The sequence below is a fragment of the Tamaricihabitans halophyticus genome (assembly GCF_004340875.1).
Lineage (GTDB): Bacteria > Actinomycetota > Actinomycetes > Mycobacteriales > Pseudonocardiaceae > Tamaricihabitans > Tamaricihabitans halophyticus.
Genome location: NZ_SLXQ01000020.1, coordinates 1 through 20,586 on the forward strand (window position 1 = coordinate 1; position 20,586 = coordinate 20,586).

20 protein-coding genes and 1 pseudogene are annotated in these 20,586 nt (G+C 64.4%); 5 read left to right on the top strand and 16 right to left on the bottom strand.

All coding sequences use genetic code 11. The features are described 5' to 3' along the window. Positions 1-130 precede the first annotated feature (130 nt). From EV191_RS31010 to dusB, 6 genes and pseudogenes are all read right to left on the bottom strand, one after another. A pseudogene (locus EV191_RS31010) lies at positions 131-436 on the bottom strand (helix-turn-helix domain-containing protein); the annotation flags it as partial. 24 nt (positions 437-460) lie between these two features. Continuing rightward, positions 461-970 (bottom strand): DUF6879 family protein, encoded by a 510-nt coding sequence (locus tag EV191_RS26700; RefSeq protein ID WP_243659257.1) that lies wholly within the window; start codon positions 968-970, stop codon positions 461-463. 527 nt (positions 971-1,497) lie between these two features. Continuing rightward, positions 1,498-2,409 carry a helix-turn-helix domain-containing protein gene (locus tag EV191_RS26705; RefSeq protein WP_341539641.1) on the bottom strand — a complete coding sequence of 304 codons (912 nt, stop codon included), beginning with the start codon at positions 2,407-2,409 and terminating at the stop codon, positions 1,498-1,500. Then, positions 2,360-2,917 carry a DUF6879 family protein gene (locus EV191_RS26710; RefSeq protein ID WP_341539642.1) on the bottom strand — a complete coding sequence of 186 codons (558 nt, stop codon included), beginning with the start codon at positions 2,915-2,917 and terminating at the stop codon, positions 2,360-2,362. Before EV191_RS26710 ends, EV191_RS26705 begins: the two co-directional genes overlap by 50 nt. Then, positions 2,875-3,105, bottom strand: a complete 231-nt coding sequence (locus EV191_RS26715) for a hypothetical protein (protein ID WP_132880467.1) — start codon at positions 3,103-3,105, stop codon at positions 2,875-2,877. Before EV191_RS26715 ends, EV191_RS26710 begins: the two co-directional genes overlap by 43 nt. Positions 3,106-3,194: 89 nt before the next feature. Next, positions 3,195-4,340, bottom strand: coding sequence for a tRNA dihydrouridine synthase DusB (gene dusB / locus EV191_RS26720; protein WP_132880468.1), 1,146 nt, complete (start codon positions 4,338-4,340; stop codon positions 3,195-3,197). A 931-nt stretch (positions 4,341-5,271) separates the two neighbouring features. Here dusB and EV191_RS26730 point away from each other — a divergent pair. The 3 genes from EV191_RS26730 (at position 5,272) to EV191_RS26740 (ending at position 8,928) form a co-directional block, all read left to right on the top strand. Next, positions 5,272-6,519, top strand: coding sequence for an ATP-binding protein (locus EV191_RS26730; protein ID WP_207894745.1), 1,248 nt, complete (start codon positions 5,272-5,274; stop codon positions 6,517-6,519). Positions 6,520-6,639: 120 nt separating this feature from the next. Continuing rightward, positions 6,640-8,235 carry a restriction endonuclease gene (locus tag EV191_RS26735; RefSeq protein WP_243659259.1) on the top strand — a complete coding sequence of 532 codons (1,596 nt, stop codon included), beginning with the start codon at positions 6,640-6,642 and terminating at the stop codon, positions 8,233-8,235. 81 nt (positions 8,236-8,316) lie between these two features. Next, the gene (locus EV191_RS26740; protein WP_132880472.1) at positions 8,317-8,928 is read left to right on the top strand and encodes a LysE family translocator; all 612 of its coding nucleotides are present in this window, start codon (positions 8,317-8,319) and stop codon (positions 8,926-8,928) included. Here EV191_RS26740 and pdxR read toward each other — a convergent pair. Continuing rightward, complete coding sequence (gene pdxR, locus EV191_RS26745) at positions 8,915-10,318, bottom strand: MocR-like pyridoxine biosynthesis transcription factor PdxR (RefSeq protein WP_132880473.1); 1,404 nt, start codon at positions 10,316-10,318, stop codon at positions 8,915-8,917. The two genes, EV191_RS26740 and pdxR, sit on opposite strands and share 14 nt — an antisense overlap. 97 nt (positions 10,319-10,415) lie before the next feature. Between pdxR and EV191_RS26750 the strand changes: the two genes are divergently transcribed. Beyond that, a complete protein-coding gene (locus tag EV191_RS26750) occupies positions 10,416-10,826 on the top strand; it encodes an ester cyclase (RefSeq protein WP_132880475.1) in 411 nt (136 codons plus the stop codon). An 8-nt stretch (positions 10,827-10,834) separates the two neighbouring features. Here the strand turns inward: EV191_RS26750 and EV191_RS26755 are convergent, their stop codons facing one another. The 3 genes from EV191_RS26755 to EV191_RS26765 all read right to left on the bottom strand — a co-directional run bounded on the left by EV191_RS26755 (position 10,835) and on the right by EV191_RS26765 (position 13,540). Beyond that, positions 10,835-11,524, bottom strand: coding sequence for a YqeB family protein (locus EV191_RS26755; protein ID WP_132880477.1), 690 nt, complete (start codon positions 11,522-11,524; stop codon positions 10,835-10,837). After that, positions 11,521-12,123, bottom strand: a complete 603-nt coding sequence (locus EV191_RS26760; protein WP_132880478.1) for a TetR/AcrR family transcriptional regulator — start codon at positions 12,121-12,123, stop codon at positions 11,521-11,523. Before EV191_RS26760 ends, EV191_RS26755 begins: the two co-directional genes overlap by 4 nt. Positions 12,124-12,235: 112 nt before the next feature. Next, positions 12,236-13,540, bottom strand: a complete 1,305-nt coding sequence (locus tag EV191_RS26765) for an MFS transporter (RefSeq protein WP_132880480.1) — start codon at positions 13,538-13,540, stop codon at positions 12,236-12,238. 147 nt (positions 13,541-13,687) lie between these two features. Between EV191_RS26765 and EV191_RS26770 the strand changes: the two genes are divergently transcribed. Further along, a complete protein-coding gene (locus EV191_RS26770; RefSeq protein WP_132880481.1) occupies positions 13,688-14,608 on the top strand; it encodes a DMT family transporter in 921 nt (306 codons plus the stop codon). Positions 14,609-14,630: 22 nt separating this feature from the next. Here the strand turns inward: EV191_RS26770 and EV191_RS26775 are convergent, their stop codons facing one another. The 6 genes from EV191_RS26775 to EV191_RS26800 form a co-directional block, all read right to left on the bottom strand. Beyond that, positions 14,631-15,803 (bottom strand): 4-hydroxybenzoate 3-monooxygenase, encoded by a 1,173-nt coding sequence (locus EV191_RS26775; RefSeq protein ID WP_132880483.1) that lies wholly within the window; start codon positions 15,801-15,803, stop codon positions 14,631-14,633. A 14-nt stretch (positions 15,804-15,817) separates the two neighbouring features. Further along, a complete protein-coding gene (locus tag EV191_RS26780; protein ID WP_132880484.1) occupies positions 15,818-17,038 on the bottom strand; it encodes an NAD(P)/FAD-dependent oxidoreductase in 1,221 nt (406 codons plus the stop codon). A 214-nt stretch (positions 17,039-17,252) separates the two neighbouring features. Continuing rightward, entirely contained in the window at positions 17,253-18,038 is a 786-nt protein-coding gene (locus tag EV191_RS26785; protein ID WP_132880486.1) for a YbaB/EbfC family nucleoid-associated protein, read from the bottom strand. 24 nt (positions 18,039-18,062) lie between these two features. Next, the gene (locus EV191_RS26790) at positions 18,063-19,109 is read right to left on the bottom strand and encodes a coiled-coil domain-containing protein (protein WP_132880488.1); all 1,047 of its coding nucleotides are present in this window, start codon (positions 19,107-19,109) and stop codon (positions 18,063-18,065) included. 2 nt (positions 19,110-19,111) lie between these two features. Beyond that, complete coding sequence (locus EV191_RS26795; protein WP_132880490.1) at positions 19,112-20,116, bottom strand: hypothetical protein; 1,005 nt, start codon at positions 20,114-20,116, stop codon at positions 19,112-19,114. Continuing rightward, on the bottom strand, positions 20,113-20,421 hold the full coding sequence (locus tag EV191_RS26800; protein WP_132880491.1) for a hypothetical protein: 309 nt from the start codon (positions 20,419-20,421) through the stop codon (positions 20,113-20,115). Before EV191_RS26800 ends, EV191_RS26795 begins: the two co-directional genes overlap by 4 nt. Between the last annotated feature and the right edge of the window lie 165 nt (positions 20,422-20,586).

Sequence of the window (20,586 nt, forward strand, 5' to 3'; positions counted from 1 at the left end):
CGACGTCCTCTGGGCACTGCTGCGCGACAACCGTCCCTGGCAAACCAGCACACCCGCAGCCATCAACGCTTGACACGATCATTGAGATCCTCCACGAGCGTTTCGTGGTCGGGGACTTCGCCGATGTCGCTTAGCACCGGCGGGCCGGCGACCCGCTGCCCTTGAACGATGCAGGTGGTGTGTTCTGGTAGTTGGTTGCGTAGAGAGTAGGTGGCGCGCCCCGGTGTGTGCTCGACGTTCGCTTTCGGGCTAGCGCTTGCAATCCTGCCGCTGCTCCCGCTGGTACTTCCAGCGCTTTCAGAATCCGGTCTAGATCGACGACCGTAGACAACTGCCGCCCGGGCTCGATCAGGCTTACCCGGCTCTGACTCATCGCGCAGCGAACGGCTAGCCTCTCTCCCGAGAGACCTGCCGCTTTACGGAGCTTTCGAAGTGTTCCAGCAAGATCACCGCTGTAGCTTCATTCGTCAGGGTGATAGTCACCGAAGGGCACCGACTCCCGTAGTGCGATGTCGCGCCATTCGAGGTATGGCGCGACGTTTTCGGCTAGTTCCCGACTCTGCAGGGTGCCGTCGTCGTTGAAGTGGAGAAGAGCTACGGTCTCTTCGTCGAAGAGCCAGAAGTCTTGACTCGGAATGTCTAGTTCTGTGTCGGTGAGATCAAGTATCCGGTAGTCTTCACCGGCTTCGATGTTGCCAGGTATCGCCCATGCGAAGAGAAATCGCGTGTAGTCGGTGAAGGGACGCCGTACGACTTTGAGTCGAGTCATAGTCTTGCCTGCTGCAACGTTGCCCCGTACTTCGTTATGCCAGCCGGCGTTGAAGCCTCGGGGTATCGGCTCGCCCGCAAGGAACTGCCGTATCTCGTCCTGCTCGGCTTCCATCGTGTAGACCGGCTGTGTCTCCATGCGGAACGCCGAACGCTGGAAGTTGTCGAACAGCTTCCCGATCTCCTCACCGGAGAGCAGCAATTACGACACCTCACGAAGGTCGTGGCCTCAGGCGGTGAGGCGTGCGGGAGGCTGGGCTGGTTGAGGGCTGAAGTGCCTGCCTTGTGCGATGGCCCATTCAGCCTTGCGGAGCGCGGCCGGAACTGTCGAGTCCCCGATTTCGGTTACTGGCTCGGTGTCTCGGTAGAGAATCCATGGGTACACCTTGTCGAAGGTTGTTGGCGGAAGTCGAAGTTGTTCCGTGTTCGGCCTCAGCACCCATCCGGAGCCGGGGAGCATCCAGGCTCCCTGGCCCGTCTCTCGCCACTTCCGGTCTGCCTTTCGCGACCTGCCGCATGCGCATTGCCCCCGGATCGACACTCGCACCCTCCTGCGCCTGGTTGAGCAGCCCGGTCGAGGTTGGTGCGTTGGTACGCGCACGTTCTTGCCTCCAAGGGGCATCACTGCTGGTGGCGAGAAGGCTACGAAGAGCCGAAGGTGGATCGGTAGACAATTGCGCGCAATTGCGCACAATCAGTAAAGGTCTATCACCGGTATGCAATTGAGCGCTAGGAGTTGGACAGTTGCTGTGCGAGGTCTTCGATGGCTCGATTGAGGATCGAGCGTGCCTCACGGTGGTAGCTGGCCGCCGTAGCCAGGACGTCGAAGACTTCGCCATACAGCTTCGTCTCTTGCGGCTGCGCCAAGTTCAACTCGGCCGAGAACGTTTCGACCATTACGCGGTCGGTGTCCAACAACCAAAACCCATGGCTGGGCGCGACGACATAGGTTGTTTCGAATGGAATGATACCGAGTTTGACGTTCGGGAGGCTGGTCATAGCTAGCAGGCGGTCGAGCTGGCCCAGCATGACTTCGGGAGAGCATAGTCGGTAGCGGAGAACTGCCTCGGTCAGAACGAAATGAAAGCGCTTCTCCGGTCTGTACAGAATGTCCTGTCGTTGCATTCGAGATTTTACAGCTTCGTGTACGTCATTCTGTACTTTGAATATCTTGACGCTCTGCTCGAATCGGGAGCGCGCATATTCGGATGTTTGCAGCAAGCCAGGAACATAAGTACACTCGAATACTCGGAACATCCGTGTCTTCGCATTGGTCTCCGCTACTTGTGATTGATGCGACTTAAGGCCGGTCCTGAGTTGGCGTTGCCACTCTGCATGCTGAACTTCCAGCGTATGAAGCGTGGCAAGCAGGTCGGGCTTCTCTTGCTCACTTCCTGTCGTGCGGGTCCAGGCCGTTATGTCCGCATCGCTCGGCGTCTGTTTTCCGTTTTCAAGCCGGGACACCTTCGAGGCTTGCCAATGTAGTGACTCCGCGAGCTGTCGACCAGTCATGTTTGACCGTTGCCGCAACTCGCGGAGTCGGGCACCTAGGGCTATACGTGCTTCATGGACGTTAGTGGAGCTTGATTTGTTATTTTGTAGAAAACTCATCCCGTTGGACCGCCTTGTGCCAGGCGGCATCGCGCCAGTAGTTGTGTTTTATAATAGTGTGCGGATCATCAATTATTTCTCCGCCGAGAAAGTTCTCATCGTCGTCGAAGTGCATCCGCACTAGTTTCAGTGAGTCGAACAGCCAATAGTCGTAATCTGGCAGATCGCTTGCTTCGTGGCGTGCGAGATATCGGATGTTCTCTCCTGCCGCATTAGTGTACTGGGAGCAGTAGACGCCAAAACGGCTATAGTCAGTCAACGGCGTTGTGACTATTCGTACCCGAGCGAAGCGCTTACCTGTCGCAGTTGCCTCGCTGATCATGGTTAACCAGTTCTGGAACCAGCCCATGTCAACCTGTTCGCCAGCGATGAATTGGCGCAACGCTTCAGATTCGTTCGATGACTTGTACTGGTCCCTTGTCTCTAGGCGGAAGGCGGTGTGTTCGAAGGTGCGGAAGAGCTGGCCGAATTCCGGGCCGGGTTCGATCAGGTGTGTCAGTTTCCCTCCTCCTGATAGCGGCGAGCGTAGTACTTCAATACTTCCTCGGGAACCTCAACCAGTGTTTCGTGGTCGGGGACTTCGCCAATATCGCTTAATGCCTGTGGGTCGGTGACCCGCCAGCCTTGCACGATGCAGGTAACACGTTCTGTGCGGTCCGTGCCGAACAGGGTAGGCGACTGGCCTTCCTGGGACTCGGGGTCTTTGCCGAGGAATCTTGCGTGCACATCGACCTCCAGATTGCGCGCAACTTGTGAAGCATTGCGAACCTAGCGTGACGAACTAGATGCGACCCGTCAAGCGCCGAAAGGGTGGCTCAGCCGCCGGAGTGCATGTCTTCGGCTTCGGGGGTCAGTTCGTCGTCTGGGTCGTTGAGCCAGCCGTGTGGCAGGGTGACCTTGCCAGGGGAGCCCTGTCGGCCACGTCGGCCTTGGGCGTCGGCCGGAAACGGTGCGGTGTGGTCGAGTTCGGCGAGCAGGTCGTCCAGTTCGGACAGGCTGCCGACCATGCCAAGTCGGCGGCGTGGCTGTGCGCCGACTGGAAAGCCCATGAAGTACCAGGACATGTGTTTGCGCAGGTCCCGCATGGCCTTCAGTTCGCCGTCCTGCTGCACCAGCAGTTCGGCGTGCCGGCGCAGCACGTGCGCGACGCCGCCGAGGTTCGGTGGTTCGGGCGCGCTCCGTCCCGCGAAGGCTGCCTCCAGCTCGCCGAACAACCACGGCCGGCCAAGGCAGCCGCGACCGACCACCACGCCGTCGCAGCCGGTTTGCCGCAACATAGCCAGCGCATCGGCCGCACTGAAGATATCCCCGTTGCCCAGTACCGGGATCGAGCGCACGGTTTCCTTCAGCCGCGCGATATGCGTCCAACTCGCCGTCCCGGAGTAACGTTGCGCGGCGGTACGCGCATGCAGTGCCACCGCGGCCGCGCCCTCCTCCTCGGCGATTCGCCCCGCGTCCAGATACGTGTGGTGCTCGTCGTCAATGCCGATCCGGAACTTGGCGGTGACTGGCACGCCAGAAGGTTCGGCCGCGGCGACGGCGGCGGCGAGGATCTGTCCGAACAGCTTGCGCTTGAACGGCAACGCGGCGCCGCCACCCTTGCGGGTCACCTTGGCCACTGGGCAACCCCAGTTGGTATCGATATGGTCTGCCCAGCCTTCGCCGACGATGATCTTCACGGCTTCGGCCATGGTGGCCGGGTCCACACCGTAGAGCTGCATCGAGCGCGGGTATTCCGCCTGGTCAAAGGCCATCATGTGCAGCGTCTTCGCGTTGCGTTCCACCACCGCGCGGGCGGTGATCATCTCGCACACATACAGCCCCGCACCGTACTCACGACACAGCTTGCGGAACGCGAGGTTGGTGATGCCCGCCATCGGTGCGAGCACCACCGGCGGATCGACCTTATACGGGCCGATCCGCAGCGCGGGCTTGGCGAGTGTTGCGGTCACGTGCACCATTGTCGGCGCTGGGGAGCGTGGCTTCGAATTGGGATGTTCGACCGCGTCCTTTGCCGAATGAATCTGCGGGAAGTGCCTGACAGTGTCTACGAGGCACTAGCGAAGGGCAACACACAGTCACTGAACGCCTTCGTCGTGGCGCGATTCGCGATAGACGTCATGACTCCGGCCGTCGTCGAGCTACCTCAGCCAAGCCTTCTTGGTGGCCGGCCAGCCCATCGACGTGCATACTTGGAACAGGAGGGGAGTATCCCTTACACACGTTGTCGTCAACACGTGACGCGAACGTCTCGCGTAGTCAGCCCGGCGCTGACCGCCCGAGATGTCACCGGCAGCGTGGGTCGTATCCCGGCGGGAGAGACCTCCGAACGTGTTCCTCGACGGCCTGAACAGGCCAGGAAGTACTCAAACTACTGTTCTGAGGACTTTCGCCGGGCAGGTACTCAGCTTTGCCAGTTGCTATCCACTGGTTGAGCTGAAGCCTGCGTGCCCTGCTCAGCCAGAGCAAGGGACGCGAGGTAAACGCGTGAGTCTGCTATCTGCCGGGCTGTGGGTCATTGCCCTTTCCGCACTGCCCGCCTTCGTTGTTGTCGTCGTCACGATCGTCGCCCTCCGTGGCAGTTCACCGAGCGAACGGCCAGCAATCATCCGTGCACTAGCGGAGCTGGTTCGTGCGATGCGGCGTGGCGGTGGCCGACCGAAGAGCATCGGTTCTCCGCTGACACGTCACCGTCGACCCGTTCGTCCTGGTAAACGCCGATGACTGTCATCGCGCCTGCCGGGGCGCCACTGATAGGTCAAGTTCCGGCAGATCCACGGCTAGGCGATCGGCAGATCCGTGGCAATCGTTTCGGCAGATCCGCGAAGAGGTCTTCGGCAGATTCACGGAGACAACCTCGGCAGATCCGCGACGGGATGATAGAATCAGGTCGTGCAGAAGGCCAAGGATTATCTTCCGCGCAAGGCTTCTCGCCTGGTCGAGGAGGCGCTTGGCGACACGCGCGTCGTCATAGTTAACGGAGCGCGCCAAACGGGCAAAAGTACCCTTGCTGAGTTGTGCTTGGTCAGCCATTCGGACGTCGTGCGGAGGTACCTGGACGATCCTCGGACGAGGGCCTCGGCCGAGGCGGATCCGGTGGCATTTCTGGATGCCCCGGGGACCATGCTCCTCGATGAGGTCCAGCGTGTTCCGGAGTTGTGGCTCACGATCAAGCACATCGTCGACCGTGACCCTCGCCCGGGGCGGTTTCTGCTGACCGGTTCTGCGCGACTACTTGGCCTGAGCCAGCTCCCTGACGCCCTGCCTGGACGCTCGGAGACGATCGAACTGTTCCCGTTGACTCAGGGGGAGATCAACAACGAGCCTGATGGCTTCGTTGATGCCGCGTTCGCTTATGGCAGCCAGCTTCAGGTAATACCCTCGGAACTGCGCCGCCGCGATTACCTGGCGCTTGCCTCCCGTGGTGGGTATCCGGAGGCCGTTCGCCGCACTACGCCGCGGCGGCGAGCTCAGTTCTTCAGGTCGTACCACGACGACATTATGACTCGGGACGTGCATCAGGTCGCGGACATTCAACGCAGCACCGATATGCGACGCCTGGTCAGGACCCTCGCGGCGCAGTCCGGCGGTTTGCTCAACTACAGTCGCCTGTCGTCGGATCTGGCGCTTCCCGAGTCGACTGTCCGTGACTATGTGGGACTGCTGGAGCTGATCTACCTGATCAGGCTGATCCCCGCATGGTCAGCGAACGCGACGACCCGCGCAGTCGCCACACCGAAGTTGGTGTTCAACGATGTTGGCCTTGCTGGATACTTGGTCTCCGGAGTCACCAACGACGCCACGACAGGTGGGCTCATCGAGACATTCGTCATCGGCGAACTCGCGCGTCAGATCACGTGGAACCAGACGATGCCTCGCCTGCACCACTATCGGGACCGCGACGGCTATGAAGTAGACGCGGTGCTGGAGGACAATGCCGGACAGGTGGTCGCGATAGAGGTAAAAGCTGCTGAAACGGTGCGCGCGGATGACTTTCGCTCTCTTCGCGTCCTTCAACGGCGTCTTGGGGACCGCTTTCGCGCGGGCTTTGTTCTGTACTGCGGTGACCAGCAACTCCCCTTCGGGGACAACCTCGCCTGTGTCCCGCTCAGCGCCCTGTGGACCACTGCGCCGCACTGAGATATCGACGCGTTTCGCGGATCGAGCGAACTGTGGCGTAGTCGCTTGACGTCTTCACGCTCCGCTGCAACCTGATTACCCTCTATTGGGGTTGGTCGCGGCGAGTAGGGAGGGCACGGGATGGGTCGTCGGCGGGGTCCGCTTGCGGAAAGGGAGCATCAGAAGCGACTGGCAGCGCGCCAACAGAACCAGTTTGCTCGGCAGCAGGTTCGCGAGCAGGAGAAAGAGCAGCGTGCGGCGTTGCAGGCACAGAAACAAGCCGAGCGCGAAGAACGTGAGCAGTACCTGGAACTGCAGAAGGCTGAAGCCGCGGCGATGACCGAACAGACGGCTTCGCGTGTCACCGCACTGGAACGCGTACTCATCGATGGCCTGTCGACAAAGCCGTTCGGTTTTACCTGGCTTCGCAAGGCTTTCCAGCCCAGCCCGTTCGCTCCGGACACCCGGCTGGCGACGGCGGCGCCAGCCCCTAAATGGGAGAACTACGTGCCACCGGCTCCATCAGGATTGGGTCGGATCTTCAAAGGCGGCCAGCAGAAGGCAACGGAGGACGCACGCCGTCGTTTTGACGCCGATGTTGCGAAACATCAAACGCAGGAAAGCGACCGGCAAGCGGCGCTGGCGGCCGCGCAGGCCGAGCACGACACTGCCGAACGCGCTCGCGAAGAAGAGATCAACAAGCACAACGCCAAGGTCGACGAGCTCGCCGAGAAGGTGCGTGCACTCGATCCCCCATCGGTCGAGGACTACTTCCAGCTAGCCATTGAGTGCTCGCCGATCCCGGACGACCTCCCCGTTGACGTCGACGTCGCCTACCAACCCGAGCCCAAGAAGCTCCTGGTAAATCGCGATCTGCCCGAAGTCGACGTGATACCCGATGTCCGCGAGTTCAGCTACGTACGCACGCGCGACGAGATCGTGCGCAAAGCCCGTCCAGTAAAAGAAATCCGGCAGCGCTACACGAGTCTCGTCGCGCAGCTCGTGCTCCGCACGATGCGCGATGTTTTCGAAGCTACCCCCCAGGAAATCATCGACGAAGTGGCGGTGAACGGGTACGTATCCACCCGCAACAAGGCGACCGGACAGCCCGAACGTCCCTGCCTGGTCAGTGTGTCGGCCACCCGGGAGCTGTTCGCGAAACTGGTCCTCGGCGAGTTGGATCCTGCGCAATGCCTGGGTCATCTCAAGGCGCGCATATCGCCTCATCCGTGGGACCTGGAGGAGGTTTCGCCAGTATTCGATCCCGACCTGTCGAAGTACCGGCTGGCGGACGCGCACGACGTCGCCGCCGGCCTGGACAGTCGGCCCGTACTGCTGCACCTGCCGCCATACGACTTCGAGATTCTGGTGAAGGAGTTGTTCGAGGCCATGGGCATGAAATCGTGGGTTACGCAGGCTTCGCGCGACGATGGACTGGATGCCGTCGCGGTGAACAAGGACCCGATCATGGGCGGCACCTGCATCATTCAGGCCAAGCGCTACCGGGGCGTCGTGCCCGCGGAAGCCGTCCGGGCGCTGGCTGGGGTGATGGACGACAAGAAGGCCAGCCGTGGTGTCCTCGTCACTACGTCCTGGTACGGCAAAGCCACACACGACTTCGCCGACAGGAACGGCCGCATCCAGCTCATCGAAGGCCGCGAGCTGAAGCATCTGCTAGCCAAGCACCTCAACCTCGACGTGCTCATTGGCGACGTCAAACGACCACAAAGTAAATGAGCCATACCCAGAAACTTGGTTCAAGTTTGTGGGTAGGACTTGGCCCTTCAGTGCGAACCATGCTCCGGTCACCGTGGAGGCATGGGAGTGGAGTTCTGGGCGACCTCGTTCGTTGTCACGGCAACCCCGGGCACGGGCGCGCTGTTCACGATCGTTGCCGGGCTGGGGCGCGGGGCGCGCACCGGGCTCATTGCCGCGCTGGGGTGCACGCTGGGCATCCTGCCGCATCTGGCGCTGGCACTGACCGGTGCGGCGGCGCTACTGGCCGCGAGCCCGGTGGCCTTCGAAACGATCAAATGGCTGGGCGTCGCCTATCTGCTCTACATGGCGTGGGGCAGCTGGCGGCAGACCGGCGTCCTCACCCTGGACGCCGATGGCGCGACACCCTCGAACGGGCGGGTGATCGGCGGCGCGGTGCTGGTGAACCTGCTGAATCCGAAGCTCACCCTGTTCTTCTTCGTGTTCCTCCCGACGTTCACCGATATCGCCACTGATGGCGCGGTATTTCGCATGGCCGTACTTGGCGCGGTGTTCATGGCGATCACGCTGGCGATCTTCGCCGGCTACGGCCTATGCGCGGGGTGGCTACGCCAGTACGTGATCGGTCGCCCCGCCGTGCTGCGCTGGCTTGGTCGCGGGTTCGCGGTGGCCTTCGTGGTGTTGGCGGCGATGCTGGCCGTCACTCGCCAATGACCGGGCTGAGCCCGGCGAGCGCACCGAGGATCTTGATCGCCGCGGCGAGTCGGGCAGCCGGGTGTGGACCGTATCCGATCACCAGGCCCGGCGGCCCCGGCGCGAAGCGATGCGCGGACAGCGGCTGCACGGCGATCCCCTCGGCTTCGGCGCGCGCCGCGAGCTCGGCGTCGTCGATGTGCTCCGGAAGTCGAACCAGCAGGTGCAGGCCGGCGGCGATCCCCTCGCTCCGGCAGCCGGGCAGGTAACGCCGGATCGCGGCGGCCGCGGCATCCCGGCGCGCGCGATGCCGGAGCCGGAGGCCGCGCAGGTGCCGTTCCAGCGCACCGGTCTCGATGAGCTCGGCGAAGACCAGCTGCGGCAAGGTTGGCGAGCCGAGATCGCTCGCCCAGCGCTTCCGAACGAGATCGTCATGCAGCCAGCTCGGCGCGATCATCCACCCGATCCGCATGCCCGGCGCGAGCACCTTCGACAGGCTGGAGATATGCACGATCCGCTCGGGTGCGGCCGCGTGCATCGCGCGCACCGGGGCACGGTCGTAGCGATACTCGGAGTCGTAGTCGTCCTCGATCACGAGTCCGCCGGTCTCCTGCGCCCAAGCGATGAGCTGCCGGCGGCGCTGCGGGGACAGCACGACGCCGGTCGGAAACTGATGCGCCGGGGTCACCAGGACAGCGCGAACATCCGTACGCGGTAGCGCGTCGACACATAACCCTTCCTCGTCCACCGGTACCGGATGCAGCGCATCCAACCAGTAATCCAGGATGCGACGGTTTCCCACCGCGCCGGGATCCTCGATGGCCCACTCGGCGCTGCCCCGCTCGCGAAGGACCTGGGCAACGAGACTGAGCGCCCCGGTGACGCCCGCGGTGATGATGATCCGCTCCGGCTGGACGGTCAGACCGCGGCTTCGCGCGAGCCACCCGGCCAGCGCGGTCCGCAGTTGCGGAGCGCCCCGCGGGTCGGCGTAGCCGAGCTCGCGTTCGGTCGCGGTGGCGAGCACCCGTCGCTCGGCACGCAGCCACGGCGCGCGGGGGAAAGCGCTCACGTCGGGCACACCAGACGAGATGTTCAGCAGTTCACTTGACGCTTCCACCGCCGGCGCGGATCTGAGGTTGGCTGGCACAGCGGTAGCGAGCTCGGCGATGGTGGTTCCGCCGCCGCGGTTGGTGACCAGCAGCCCTTCCTCGGCGATGCGCCGGTACGCCTCCACCACGGTTCCCCGTCCCACGGACAGGTCGGCCGCCAGTGCTCGGCTCGCCGGTAGGCGGGTCCCAGGCGCCAGCGTGCCGTCAGCGATCGCGGTGCGGAGCCGCTGGGCAAGCCAGGCCGTTCGACCACGCGCGGGAGCCGCGCCCGGGTCGAGGGAGAGGAAGTCGGCGCCGGTCATCTGGCACCGGATTCTAGTGACCGCGAGCCGCCAGCGAGCTCGCTAACCTTAAAGAACGCGGTTACGGGGCGTGGCTGTTTCGTGCTATCCACGGTGCATGGACCCAGCGGAGCAGCAGAAACACCAGGTGCGCCGGTTCTACGCGGAGATCTGGAACCAACAGGATATGACCGTGCTCCCGGAGATCATGGCCGCGGACGTGACCTTCCGTGGCTCACTCGGATCGGTGCGCACTGGGCATGCCGAATTCGCCGCATACGTCCGCGAGGTGACCGGCGCGCTGGCCGGTTACCGCTGCGATATCGAGCGCCTGCTGTCCGCGGACGACCAGGCCGTGGCCAAGATGCTGTTTTCCGGGGAACACCGAGCGGAGCTGCTTGGCGTGCCGGCAACCGGACGCCAGGTTTCCTGGGCCGGCGCGGCGTTTTTCACCTTTCGCGGCGGCCTCGTCGGCGACCTGTGGGTGCTCGGCGATCTCGCAAACCTACGCGCGCAGCTGACCAGCTGAACCACCGTTCACCGCGGCAGTTTGCGGTACTCCTGCGCCTCCGCCCGATCCCGCACCACCACGCCGGCCTCCTGCAACTGCTCGGCCAGCTCGGCCGCGGTGCCCCGCTGCTTATCGCGCAACGCCCGCGCGCGCGAGCGGAGCAACCGCTGCTGCTCCTCCACGAGGTCCGGACGGCCGTCCACCCATTGCTGAAACTCCTGCTCACGCGGGTCGCTGGCGCCACGCCACGGGTAGCCGAAACGCTCGATGCTCTCCCGTAGCACCTCCCGATTCAGATCGGTCGCCTTGTTCCGCGCCAGCTCGCGGGTATCCGCGTCGAGGAACACCAGCTCCTTACGGTCGTAAAAGACCTCGCCGATATCCGCTTTGGCCAGATACCGCGCGTTGCCGTCCTGGTTGAGCTGGACATCCGTCGGCCCGATCGTCACCACCAGGCTTTCCTTCGCGGCCTCCGCGGACAGCCACACGCCGATCAGCGCGCCCACCACGGTCAGCACCAGCACCGCCCAGCCGACCGGCAGTTCCGCGGCCACCCGCAGCGGCCCCGGCGCCTCCCCGATGAGATCCACGATCCACCGCACGAACGGTTTCACCAGCAGGCCAAGGACCAATCCTGCCGCCGCGGCGCCAAGCACCAACAGCCAGTGCACCCAGTTCGGCATCCGGATCGTGATTGACGTTTCAGGCGAGCTCATCTGGTTACCCCCGAGGTTGGTGTGGCAAGAAATCGGCTGACAATCCGACGTAGCATCGGACGTGAGTCCCGCCCTGGATTGGCGTTCAGATAGGCGGCGTCGATCACCGTCTGCACCCAGGTCGCGGCCTCTCCCGGGTCGAGCTCGCCGTCGATATCGCCGTTCCGGATGCCGCGTTCGATCAGGGTGATGAGACCGTCCTGCACGATCGCGCTGGTCTCGTCGACCACTTTCTCCAGCTCCGGATCCCGGTCCACCTGGCGAATCAGTTCGACCATGATGCCGATGGCGTAGGGCTCGCCCGCCTCCGCGGCCAGCGCGTCCACCAGGGCGAGGATCGCGGGCAGCGGATCGGGTTCGGCCAGCAGGCGGTCGATCAGCTCCCTGGACGCTGGGATGTCCCGTTCGAAGATGGCCCGGAACAGTGCCCGCTTGTCCGTGAAGTAGTAGAAGACGCTGCCCGCGCTGAGCCCCGCCCGCCGCGCGATCTCGGCCGCGGTGGTGTTCTCGAAACCCCGTTCGGCGAACAGGTGGCCGGCCGCGTCGGTGATCGCGGCACGGCGCGCCGCCGCACGTTCCGGATCAGCTGGTCGGGCCATGCGTAAAGGCTAGCAATTAACTGACTGAGCAGATAATTAACTCCACAAAATCAACAGTTAGCCCGCTGAACGCGAGTCAAAATCGACAGTTAGCCCGCTGAACGCGAGTTGGTCAGGGTGCGGCCGCCTTGCGGGCCGGCGCGCCCGCGTGGATCGCGGGAATGCCGAGCATGCACAGTGCGCCGAGGACGGCGGGCACCGCGAAGGCGTAGAAGTTCGCCTCCAAGCCCCAGCCGGACGACAGGATGAAGCTGCCGTACAGCGGCCCGAGGATCGCGCCGAGGCGGCCGATGCCAAGCGCCCAGCCCAACCCGGTCGCGCGCATCTCCGCCGAGTAGTAGTTCCCGGTGTAGGCGTTCACCAGGATGGTCGTACCGATCGTGCAAGCGCCGGCGATGCCGACAAGCAGATACTGCACCGCTGTGGGTAGCTCGATGCTGAGTAGGAAGATGCAGCCGGCAGCGGTGAGAAACATGCCCGTGGTGACCGGCTTCGAACCGATCCGATCGGCGAGCGCACCGAGCGCGGGCGTGCCGATGATCGTGCCGAGATTGAGCACGAGCACGAAGGCGAGCGCGGAACCGAGACCGTAACCGGCCTCGATCATGATCTGCGCCAGCCAGGTGTTCAGCCCGTAGACCAGCAACAGGCCGAAGCCGGTGCCGAACCAGAACAGTAGCGTGCCGCGCAGCAGTCGGGTACTGAACAGCGCCCGCAGTCCCGCGAGGCCACTGAGACGCGTGCTGTCGCCCGTCCTCGGTTCCTCCAGCGTCAGGTTGTAGCGCTCGGCAAGCTGGTTGGCCTTGGCGCGGTCGCCCTTGGCGAGCAGGTAGTTCGCCGACTCCGGAAGTAGCCGGATACACAGCGGCAGCAGCAACCCGCCGACCACCGCGCCGATCCAGAACATCGCCCGCCAGCCGAAATTCGGGATCACCACCGTCGCCACCAGCGATACGCAGATCCCGCCGATCGAGTAACCGCAGAACATCACCGCGTTGGTCATACTGCGATGCCGGGGATGCGCGTACTCCATGGTCAGCGCGATCGCGGTGGGCACAACTCCGCCGAGCCCGAGGCCGGCGATGAATCTGGCCACGCCAAACAGTTCCGGGTTGGGCGCCAGCGCGGCAAGCGCCATCGCGGCGGAGAACCAGGCGACGCAGCCGATCATGATCCGCCGCCTGCCGACCAGATCGGTGATCGTGCCGATCCCGATCGCGCCGATCAGCATGCCGATCAACGCGTAGGCGCCGATCCGGCCGGCCTCGGCGGTGCTCAACGTCCATTCGGCGGAACCGTCGACGAGGGTGGGCACTACGGTGCCGTAGACGATCAGGTCGTAGCCGTCCACGATAATGGCCGCACTGCACAGCGCGACGACGACGAATCGGCTGGATCGTTTCGGGGCAACGGTCATCCGGACTCCCACAGGGTCTCGGGCCGGGCGGGATCCACGACATTATGTCGTAATCGTGACGATCGTCAATACTATGCGGTATTGGCTGATGTGATCTGTGCGGCTGGCTGTCCCCGCCGGCCGCCATACGCAGTAGCGTGGATCGCCGTGACTGGAGTTCGGCCGGATCGAACCTGGCTGGTGGCCATCGCGGCGGCGATGTGGGGCACCGATGGCCTGCTGCGTAAACCGCTCGCGGACGCGCTGCCTGCTGCCACCGTGGTGTTCTGGGAGCACCTGCTGATCGTGCTGCTGCTTTCACCCTGGGTGCCCGCGGCGGTGCGTGCCTTTGGCAGGTGCACCGGGCGGCAGCGAGTTGCCGTGCTTATCGTCGGCGGTGGCTGCTCGGCGCTCGCGACCGCGCTGTTCACCATGGCCTTTCGGCTCGGTGACCCGGTGACGCCGTTGGTTCTGCAGAAGCTTCAGCCGGTTATCGCGGTGCTTGCCGCGTTCTTCCTGCTGCGTGAGCGAATTCGGCCAAGCTACCTGTTGTTCGCCTTGCCCGCGCTGGCTGGCGCGTGGCTGCTCGCCTTTCCCGAACCGTTCGCCGTCCAGGTCACCGCGCTGCACGCCGGGTTGCTCGCGCTCGGCGCGGCCACGTTGTGGGCCGCCGGTACGGTGCTCGGCCGATATCTCGCCGGATCGTTGGCGCCGCGCGAGGTGACCGTGCTGCGGTTTCTCATCGGCTTGCCAGCCGCATTGATCATCCTGCTGTTCCAAGGTGATCCGATTGCCGTGCCGCTGGCGAACCTGCCGGCATTGTTGCTACTCGCGCTGATCCCCGGGCTGATCGGGCTGACCCTGTACTACATCGGACTGCGCAGCACTCCGGCTGCGAAGGCGACGCTGGCCGAGCTGGCGTTTCCGGCGACCGCCGCGCTGATCGGGGTGCTGGTTCTGGATACCGCGCTGGCTGGCAGCCAATGGTTGGGCTTTGCGATCGTGCTGCTCGCGGTGACCTCGCTCGGCTGGCACGACCGGGTGCGTAAGCCGACCGTGCGGCTGGCCGAGGTGCCCGCCGACCGCTAGCCGGTGACTACCCGTAACCGCGTTAGCGGGCCAGAGGGAGGCCGGTGTAGTTCTCCGCGAGGGAGGTTGCGGCCGCGTGCGAGCTGGCTACGTAGTCGAGGTGCGCGAGTTGTAGCCGGCGCGCGTAGTCGTCCGCCGTGGGGTCCACATGCAACAGTGTGGTCATGAAGTACGAGAAGTGTTGCGCCCGCCAGACCCTGCGTAGCGCGGTCGCCGAGTAGCTGTCCAGCCCGGCGGTATCGCCCGAGGTGTACCACCTGGACAGCGCATCGGCCAGCACGGTGACGTCGGCTACCGCGAGGTTCAACCCCTTCGCCCCGGTCGGCGGCACGATATGCGCGGCATCCCCGGCAAGAAACAGCTGGCCGTGCCGCATCGGCTCGGCCACGAAACTGCGCATCGGGGTCACCGACTGTTCCACGATCGGCCCACTGTCCAGCTTCCAACCGGATTTCGCGAACCGCAGATCGAGCTCGTGCCAGATCCGCTCGTCGGACCACGCGGACGGATCCGCACCCGGTGGCACCTGTAGATACAGCCGGCTGGTTTCCAGCGAGCGCATGCTGTGCAACGCGAACCCGCGCGGGCTGTGGCAGTAGATCAATTCCTCAGTGGACGGAGGGACCGCGGCCGTGACACCCAGCCAGGCAAACGGGTAATCCCGCTCCCAGGTACGCAGCGCATCGGCCGGGATCGAGGCGCGGCCGATACCGTGATACCCGTCCGCCGCGACCACCACATCCGCGGTGAGCACGTGTTCGGCGCCGTCCTGCCGAAACCGCACCGCCGGCTCGGCACTGTGGATCCCGGTGATCTCCGTCGCGGGTGCCTCGAAGAGCAGCTGCCCGCCGGCCGCGAGCCGCAGCTCGATGAGGTCCCGGACAACCTCGGTTTGCGCGTACACCAGGACCGAGCGCCCGGTCAGCTCGGCGAAATCGATGCGATGCCCCTCGCCCGCGAAGCGTAGCTCAATTCCGTTGTGTACCAGGCTTTCCTGGTCCATTCGGTGCCCAGCCCCGGAGTCCCGCAGTAGCTGCGCGGTGCCGTGTTCCAGGATGCCGGCGCGCTGCCGCTGCTCCACATGCGCTCTGCTGCGGCTTTCCAGCACGACCGAATCGATACCCTGCCTGGCAAGTAACTGGGACAGCACCAGGCCGGCCGGCCCGGCACCGATGATGGCGACCGAGGTGCGCATCAGCTCCGCATTTCCTATCCGCTGAGGTGGGCTTTCAGGTCGTAGTCGGGGTCGGCCGCCTGCTCGCGGGCCAGCGGCACGCCACCGCCGAGCAGTTTACGTGCGGCCATGTGTATTCGTGGGTGATTCATCGATTCGACCGCGGTGAGCTGTTCGCCCCGGTAGCGGAACATCGAGAACGAACCGGGTTCGGAGCCTGGACGCCGCACGGTGTCCTCGTCGCCGTGCGCGAGACCGGCGATCTGCAAGCGCATCGCCAGTTGATGGGTCCAGAACCAGGGGACCGCCCGGTACGGCGCGGGCGATCCGGCTATCGACTGCGCCACGCACTGTCCATGCTCGACCGCGTTCTGTACGGACTCGAGGCGGATCCGGCTGCCCGCGTGCACGCTCGGATAGTTCGCGCAGTCGCCAACGGCGTAGATCCGCGGATCCTCGGTGCGCAGCAGTTCATCGACGACGATCCCGTTCGCGACGGCCAGCCCGGCGCTTTCGGCCAGTTCGGTGTTCGGCGTGATCCCGACACCGACGATCACCAGGTCCGCTGGCAGCTCGCTGCCATCGTCAAGCACAACTGCCCGCACCGCGCCGTTCTCGCCGCGAAACTCGGTCGCCTTTCGTCCGAATAGGACAGTATTGCCGGCCTCGCGGTGCCTGTCCACGACGAACTCGGCGGTTGGCCGGCTGACCACGCGCCCCAGCGCCTGTTCGGCCATCTCCACCACGGTGACCGGGACGCCGAGCCCGCTTGCCGTTGCCGCGCATTCCATGCCGATGAACCCGGCGCCGAGCACGACCACATGCCGCGCTTGCGGCAGCTGTTCGCGTAGCTGGCAGGCATCTTCGAGGCGACGAAGTGTCGCCACACCAGCCAGTTCGGCCCCCGGCACAGGTAGCGTTCGCGGGGTGGATCCGGTGGCGAGCACCAGCTGGTCGTAGCCAAATCGCTCACCAGATGCCACGGTGACCTCGGCCGCTGCCCGATCAATCTGGACAACCCGGGCATCGCGGCGCAGTTGGACGTCGCGGGTCTGGAAGAAGGATTCGCCACGCAGCGGATTACCCGCCACATCGGACTTTCCGGCAAGGTACTCCTTGGAAAGCGGTGGGCGGTGGTAGGGATGCGCCGGCTCGCCGGAAAGCAGCACTACCTCCCCTTCGAAGCCCTTCAGTCGCAGGCTGGAAGCGGTTTCCACGCCAGCCTGGCCGCCACCGACTACCACCGCACGAGTCATCAGCGCCGCTCCTTCGGGTCCACCAATAGCAACAACTTAGAGCCCATATCACAATGACGCGTACCTATTGCGCGTGGCCAGATTGGCGATCTGCGGCGTTGTCGTCGTCGCCCATAGCGCTGCTATGAGCTCCTCCTCCGCCTTGCATCTCATCCAATCTGATCCCCGCTCACGACGGAGAGTCATTATGATACGAGCTTTTACGCCGTTTTGGTCAGCGGCGTCGGTTCTCGTCCGCCCATTTCGGCGCGTCCTGCAACCAGCTCTCCGGCATCTCCTCCTCCGCACGAGCGCGCCGGGGGCGTGCCCTCGGCGGTTCGGCGACCGGCGGTCCGGCTGCTGGGGTTGCCGGCTCGGCCGTGATGTCCGCCGTGATGTCCGCGGGCAATGTGGTGTGTTCGCGCGGGATCACTGGGGGCGAGCTGGGCGCGTCCTCGAGGAACTGGTCCGGCGGCTCGGCCCGGGTCGGCTTCGGCGCCTCCGGTGCCGGCGCCGTACGTGCGGTCGGTACCGGCGTATCGAACACACCCGGTGCCGCAGCGGGTGGCGGTTCAGCCGCGGCGGGCGCCGCCGCGCGGCGGGCCGGGGCCGGCGGCAGCGCGGCACCGTCCGCGCTGACCTCGGGGGCAGCCAGCAGGCCCGGCGGGGCACTGCCAAGCAGGCCCTCGTTCACCAACCCTTCGTAGGTCTCCTTGATCTGGTTTCTTGCTGAGGCGGTCGCCTGCTGCGCGACGGTGGTGATCACCCTGGCCAGCTGGTCACTCGTGCCCCTGCGTAGCGCATCCGGCGCCAGTTCGAGGCCGGTGACCATACCGGTGTTGTCCACCGTCACGGTGACCATGCCGTCTGCCGAGGCCGCGGTACCGGTTACCGTGGCGGACTGCTTTTCCGCCCACTCCATCGCCTGGCGCCGGCGCGCGGTCTTGTTCTGTAGCTCCTGAGACCGCGCGAGTAGTCGGGCGGATCGGTCTTGACTGCTTTCGCCACCCGCGTCGGACATCCGCAGGTCTCTCCCAACTCCCGACTACTGCTCGGGGTACACGTCATGCGGCACCGGCTCAGGCGGTTTCCACAGATCGAACGGATTCCTCGGGTCCAGCTCCATCGGCTGGTTCGGGTCGACGATCGACCGGTCAATATCCCGGTCGTTGTCCGGTGGCGGTTCCTCGACCGCGGGCGCGTTGTCCACCTGATCGGCGATCCCGTCCGGCTGATCCTCGTGATGGAAGCGGTCCGGGTCGAACTCCTTGTCGGTGATGATGTTCGGCCGTTCCGGGCGAACGTTGGGCAGGTTCTCCTCGCTGACGTTGGTCAGCTGCTCGGTAACCGCGAAGAAGGCGTTCTCGATGCGCCGCTTGGCGTCGTTCACCTCCTCCAGGATCTTCTCGCCCTCGTCGACCATCGACCTGATGATCTTTCCGTTCGAATCGGCCTGCATCATCAGGTTCTTCGATCCGGTGGTCCCGGACAGCAGTGACGAGGTGACGCCCGCGGCCGCCGGTCCCTTCGCGACCTTGCCGGTCTTGCCCGGCGCCAGCCAGGAAGCCGCGTTCACCACCGCGCTGACGATGGTCAGCATGACGCCCTGCTGCGCGCGCTCCTTTGCGCCGTCCAATTTGTCCAGTAGATCATGGGTGAGGCTGACAAGTTCCTCGATATCGTGCCGGTATGCCCGCAGCGCGTCCTCGTACGCGACCAGGCACTGCTCGGCGGCCGCGATGCAGTCCTCCTTGCGGACAAACGCGTCGGTCATCCGGTTCAGATAATCGCGGAAGTTGTCCGCGGCTTCGCCGTCCCAGTCCCGGAGGTACATGTCGAGGCTGTCCATGTCCTCGTACATATCCTCGGTGAGCTTCATCCGCGCGGTCTTCGCCATCGCGGCCTGCCGGCCGGCCTGCTCCGGATCACCGGCGGCGAAGGCCTGGTACAGCCGGACGATTCGCCTGTCCACATCTTCGAATTCGGCCTGCAGGTCGTCGACTTCGAACCACGGGATGCCTTCCAGCCCGCTCTCGGACCATACGTCGCGAAACGTCTGGCAGTGCTGGTCCATCTCTTCCGCCCAGCCCATGGCTACTGCTCCGGGTAGGCGTCGTCGGGGGAGGGCAGCATCCGGTCGAGGTCCCAGAAACCCGCGTCCGGATCCACGATCCGCCGATCTCGCGGATTGTCGTCCGGTTTACGCGGCTCCTCGACCAATCCGTCGGTACGCATATCGTCGGCGATGCCGTCCGGCTGATCGTCGTGATAGAAGTCGTCCGGGTCGAACTTGTCGTCGGTGACGATATCCGGACGCTCGGGGCGTACGTCGGGCAGATTCTCCTCGTTCACATTGGTGACGTACTCGGTGACCGCGAAGAAGGCCTTGCTGACCCGCTCTTTCGCATCGTCTACTTCGGCGAGGATCTTGTCGCCCTCCTCGATCATCTTGACGATGACTTCGCCCTTTTTCTCCGCCTGCATGGTGAGAATCTGGTAGGAGGTGCCGCCGGCGACGAGCGCGGCTCCGACCCCCGCGAGCACCGGCGCCGCGGCTCCGGCGGTCAGTGCGGCGCCGACCGCGACGACCGTGGCGATGATGCTGAGTTTGACCTTGTCCGAGGCCATCTCATTGGCCTCGTCGATCTTGTCCATCGCGGCTTGCGAGCTCTCGATGAGACCGAGAATCGCGTCCCGGTAGGACTGCATCATCTGCTGGTAGGCGAGCATTGCCTGCTCCGCGGCGCTGACGCATTCCTGCTTGCGCATCAGCGCGTCTTTCATCTGGTAGGTGTAGCGCCGGAAGTTGTCCGCCGCGTCACCACGCCAGTCCTCGAGGTAGAGGTCCAGACCATTCAGGTTCTGGTGCATATCCTCGGTGATCTGACTCTTCACTCCGCTGAGCGCGGCGACCGCCTGCTCGGCCGGTTCCGGATCACCTGCCTTGAACGCGGTGAACATGTCCTGCAGCTGGCTGTCGACCTTGTTGAACTCACCTTCGAGGTCGTCCATGAAGATCGGGATGGCATCGGACCAGTTCTCCGACCACACTTCCTGAAAGGTCGCGCAGTGCGTGTCCATATCATCGGACCAGCTCATGCCAACCCCGCCGCGTTCTCCGTGTCGGTGTCCTCGTAGCGCCTGGCGATCTCCTCGAGGGCTTGGGCGGCAAGGTCGAGGTTCAGGATGTTGTCATCGATTACCCGGGTCAGGTAAAAGCGCGCTTCCTCCCAGCGGTTCTCCACGCTCTTGAAGCGATCGTCGCCACCGCGAAACGCGGTGTCATGGCTGCTCGTGTTCACCAACTGGCGCCGCGACTCGGTCAGATTGTCGGTCATGTTCCCGAGGTGTTCGCGGGACCCCGTGCGCAGGCGTTCCGCCTCCGCGGCAAAACCTTCAGCCATCTGTGTGCTCCCTCATTGCACCGTGTCCGAATGGTGTGGATCAGCTACTCCCCCTTTTGAGGGAGGTGAACCCGGTTCGGTTCCCCAGACCATGAGGCCAGCCGCATGTTGATCTCACCCATGATGGTGAAACTACCGTAGTTTCAGCAGTTCGTGAAATATCCG

What these genes read in the sequence shown, in the direction of transcription:
- EV191_RS26705 (WP_341539641.1), bottom strand. Translation starts at nt 2,409, where the DNA reads ATGCCGCCTGGCACAAGGCGGTCCAACGGGATGAGTTTTCTACAAAAT.
- dusB (WP_132880468.1), bottom strand. Translation starts at nt 4,340, where the DNA reads ATGGTGCACGTGACCGCAACACTCGCCAAGCCCGCGCTGCGGATCGGC.
- EV191_RS26735 (WP_243659259.1), top strand. Translation starts at nt 6,640, where the DNA reads ATGGGTCGTCGGCGGGGTCCGCTTGCGGAAAGGGAGCATCAGAAGCGA.
- EV191_RS26740 (WP_132880472.1), top strand. Translation starts at nt 8,317, where the DNA reads ATGGGAGTGGAGTTCTGGGCGACCTCGTTCGTTGTCACGGCAACCCCG.
- pdxR (WP_132880473.1), bottom strand. Translation starts at nt 10,318, where the DNA reads ATGACCGGCGCCGACTTCCTCTCCCTCGACCCGGGCGCGGCTCCCGCG.
- EV191_RS26750 (WP_132880475.1), top strand. Translation starts at nt 10,416, where the DNA reads ATGGACCCAGCGGAGCAGCAGAAACACCAGGTGCGCCGGTTCTACGCG.
- EV191_RS26755 (WP_132880477.1), bottom strand. Translation starts at nt 11,524, where the DNA reads ATGAGCTCGCCTGAAACGTCAATCACGATCCGGATGCCGAACTGGGTG.
- EV191_RS26760 (WP_132880478.1), bottom strand. Translation starts at nt 12,123, where the DNA reads ATGGCCCGACCAGCTGATCCGGAACGTGCGGCGGCGCGCCGTGCCGCG.
- EV191_RS26765 (WP_132880480.1), bottom strand. Translation starts at nt 13,540, where the DNA reads ATGACCGTTGCCCCGAAACGATCCAGCCGATTCGTCGTCGTCGCGCTG.
- EV191_RS26775 (WP_132880483.1), bottom strand. Translation starts at nt 15,803, where the DNA reads ATGCGCACCTCGGTCGCCATCATCGGTGCCGGGCCGGCCGGCCTGGTG.
- EV191_RS26780 (WP_132880484.1), bottom strand. Translation starts at nt 17,038, where the DNA reads ATGACTCGTGCGGTGGTAGTCGGTGGCGGCCAGGCTGGCGTGGAAACC.
- EV191_RS26785 (WP_132880486.1), bottom strand. Translation starts at nt 18,038, where the DNA reads ATGTCCGACGCGGGTGGCGAAAGCAGTCAAGACCGATCCGCCCGACTA.
- EV191_RS26790 (WP_132880488.1), bottom strand. Translation starts at nt 19,109, where the DNA reads ATGGGCTGGGCGGAAGAGATGGACCAGCACTGCCAGACGTTTCGCGAC.
- EV191_RS26795 (WP_132880490.1), bottom strand. Translation starts at nt 20,116, where the DNA reads ATGAGCTGGTCCGATGATATGGACACGCACTGCGCGACCTTTCAGGAA.
- EV191_RS26800 (WP_132880491.1), bottom strand. Translation starts at nt 20,421, where the DNA reads ATGGCTGAAGGTTTTGCCGCGGAGGCGGAACGCCTGCGCACGGGGTCC.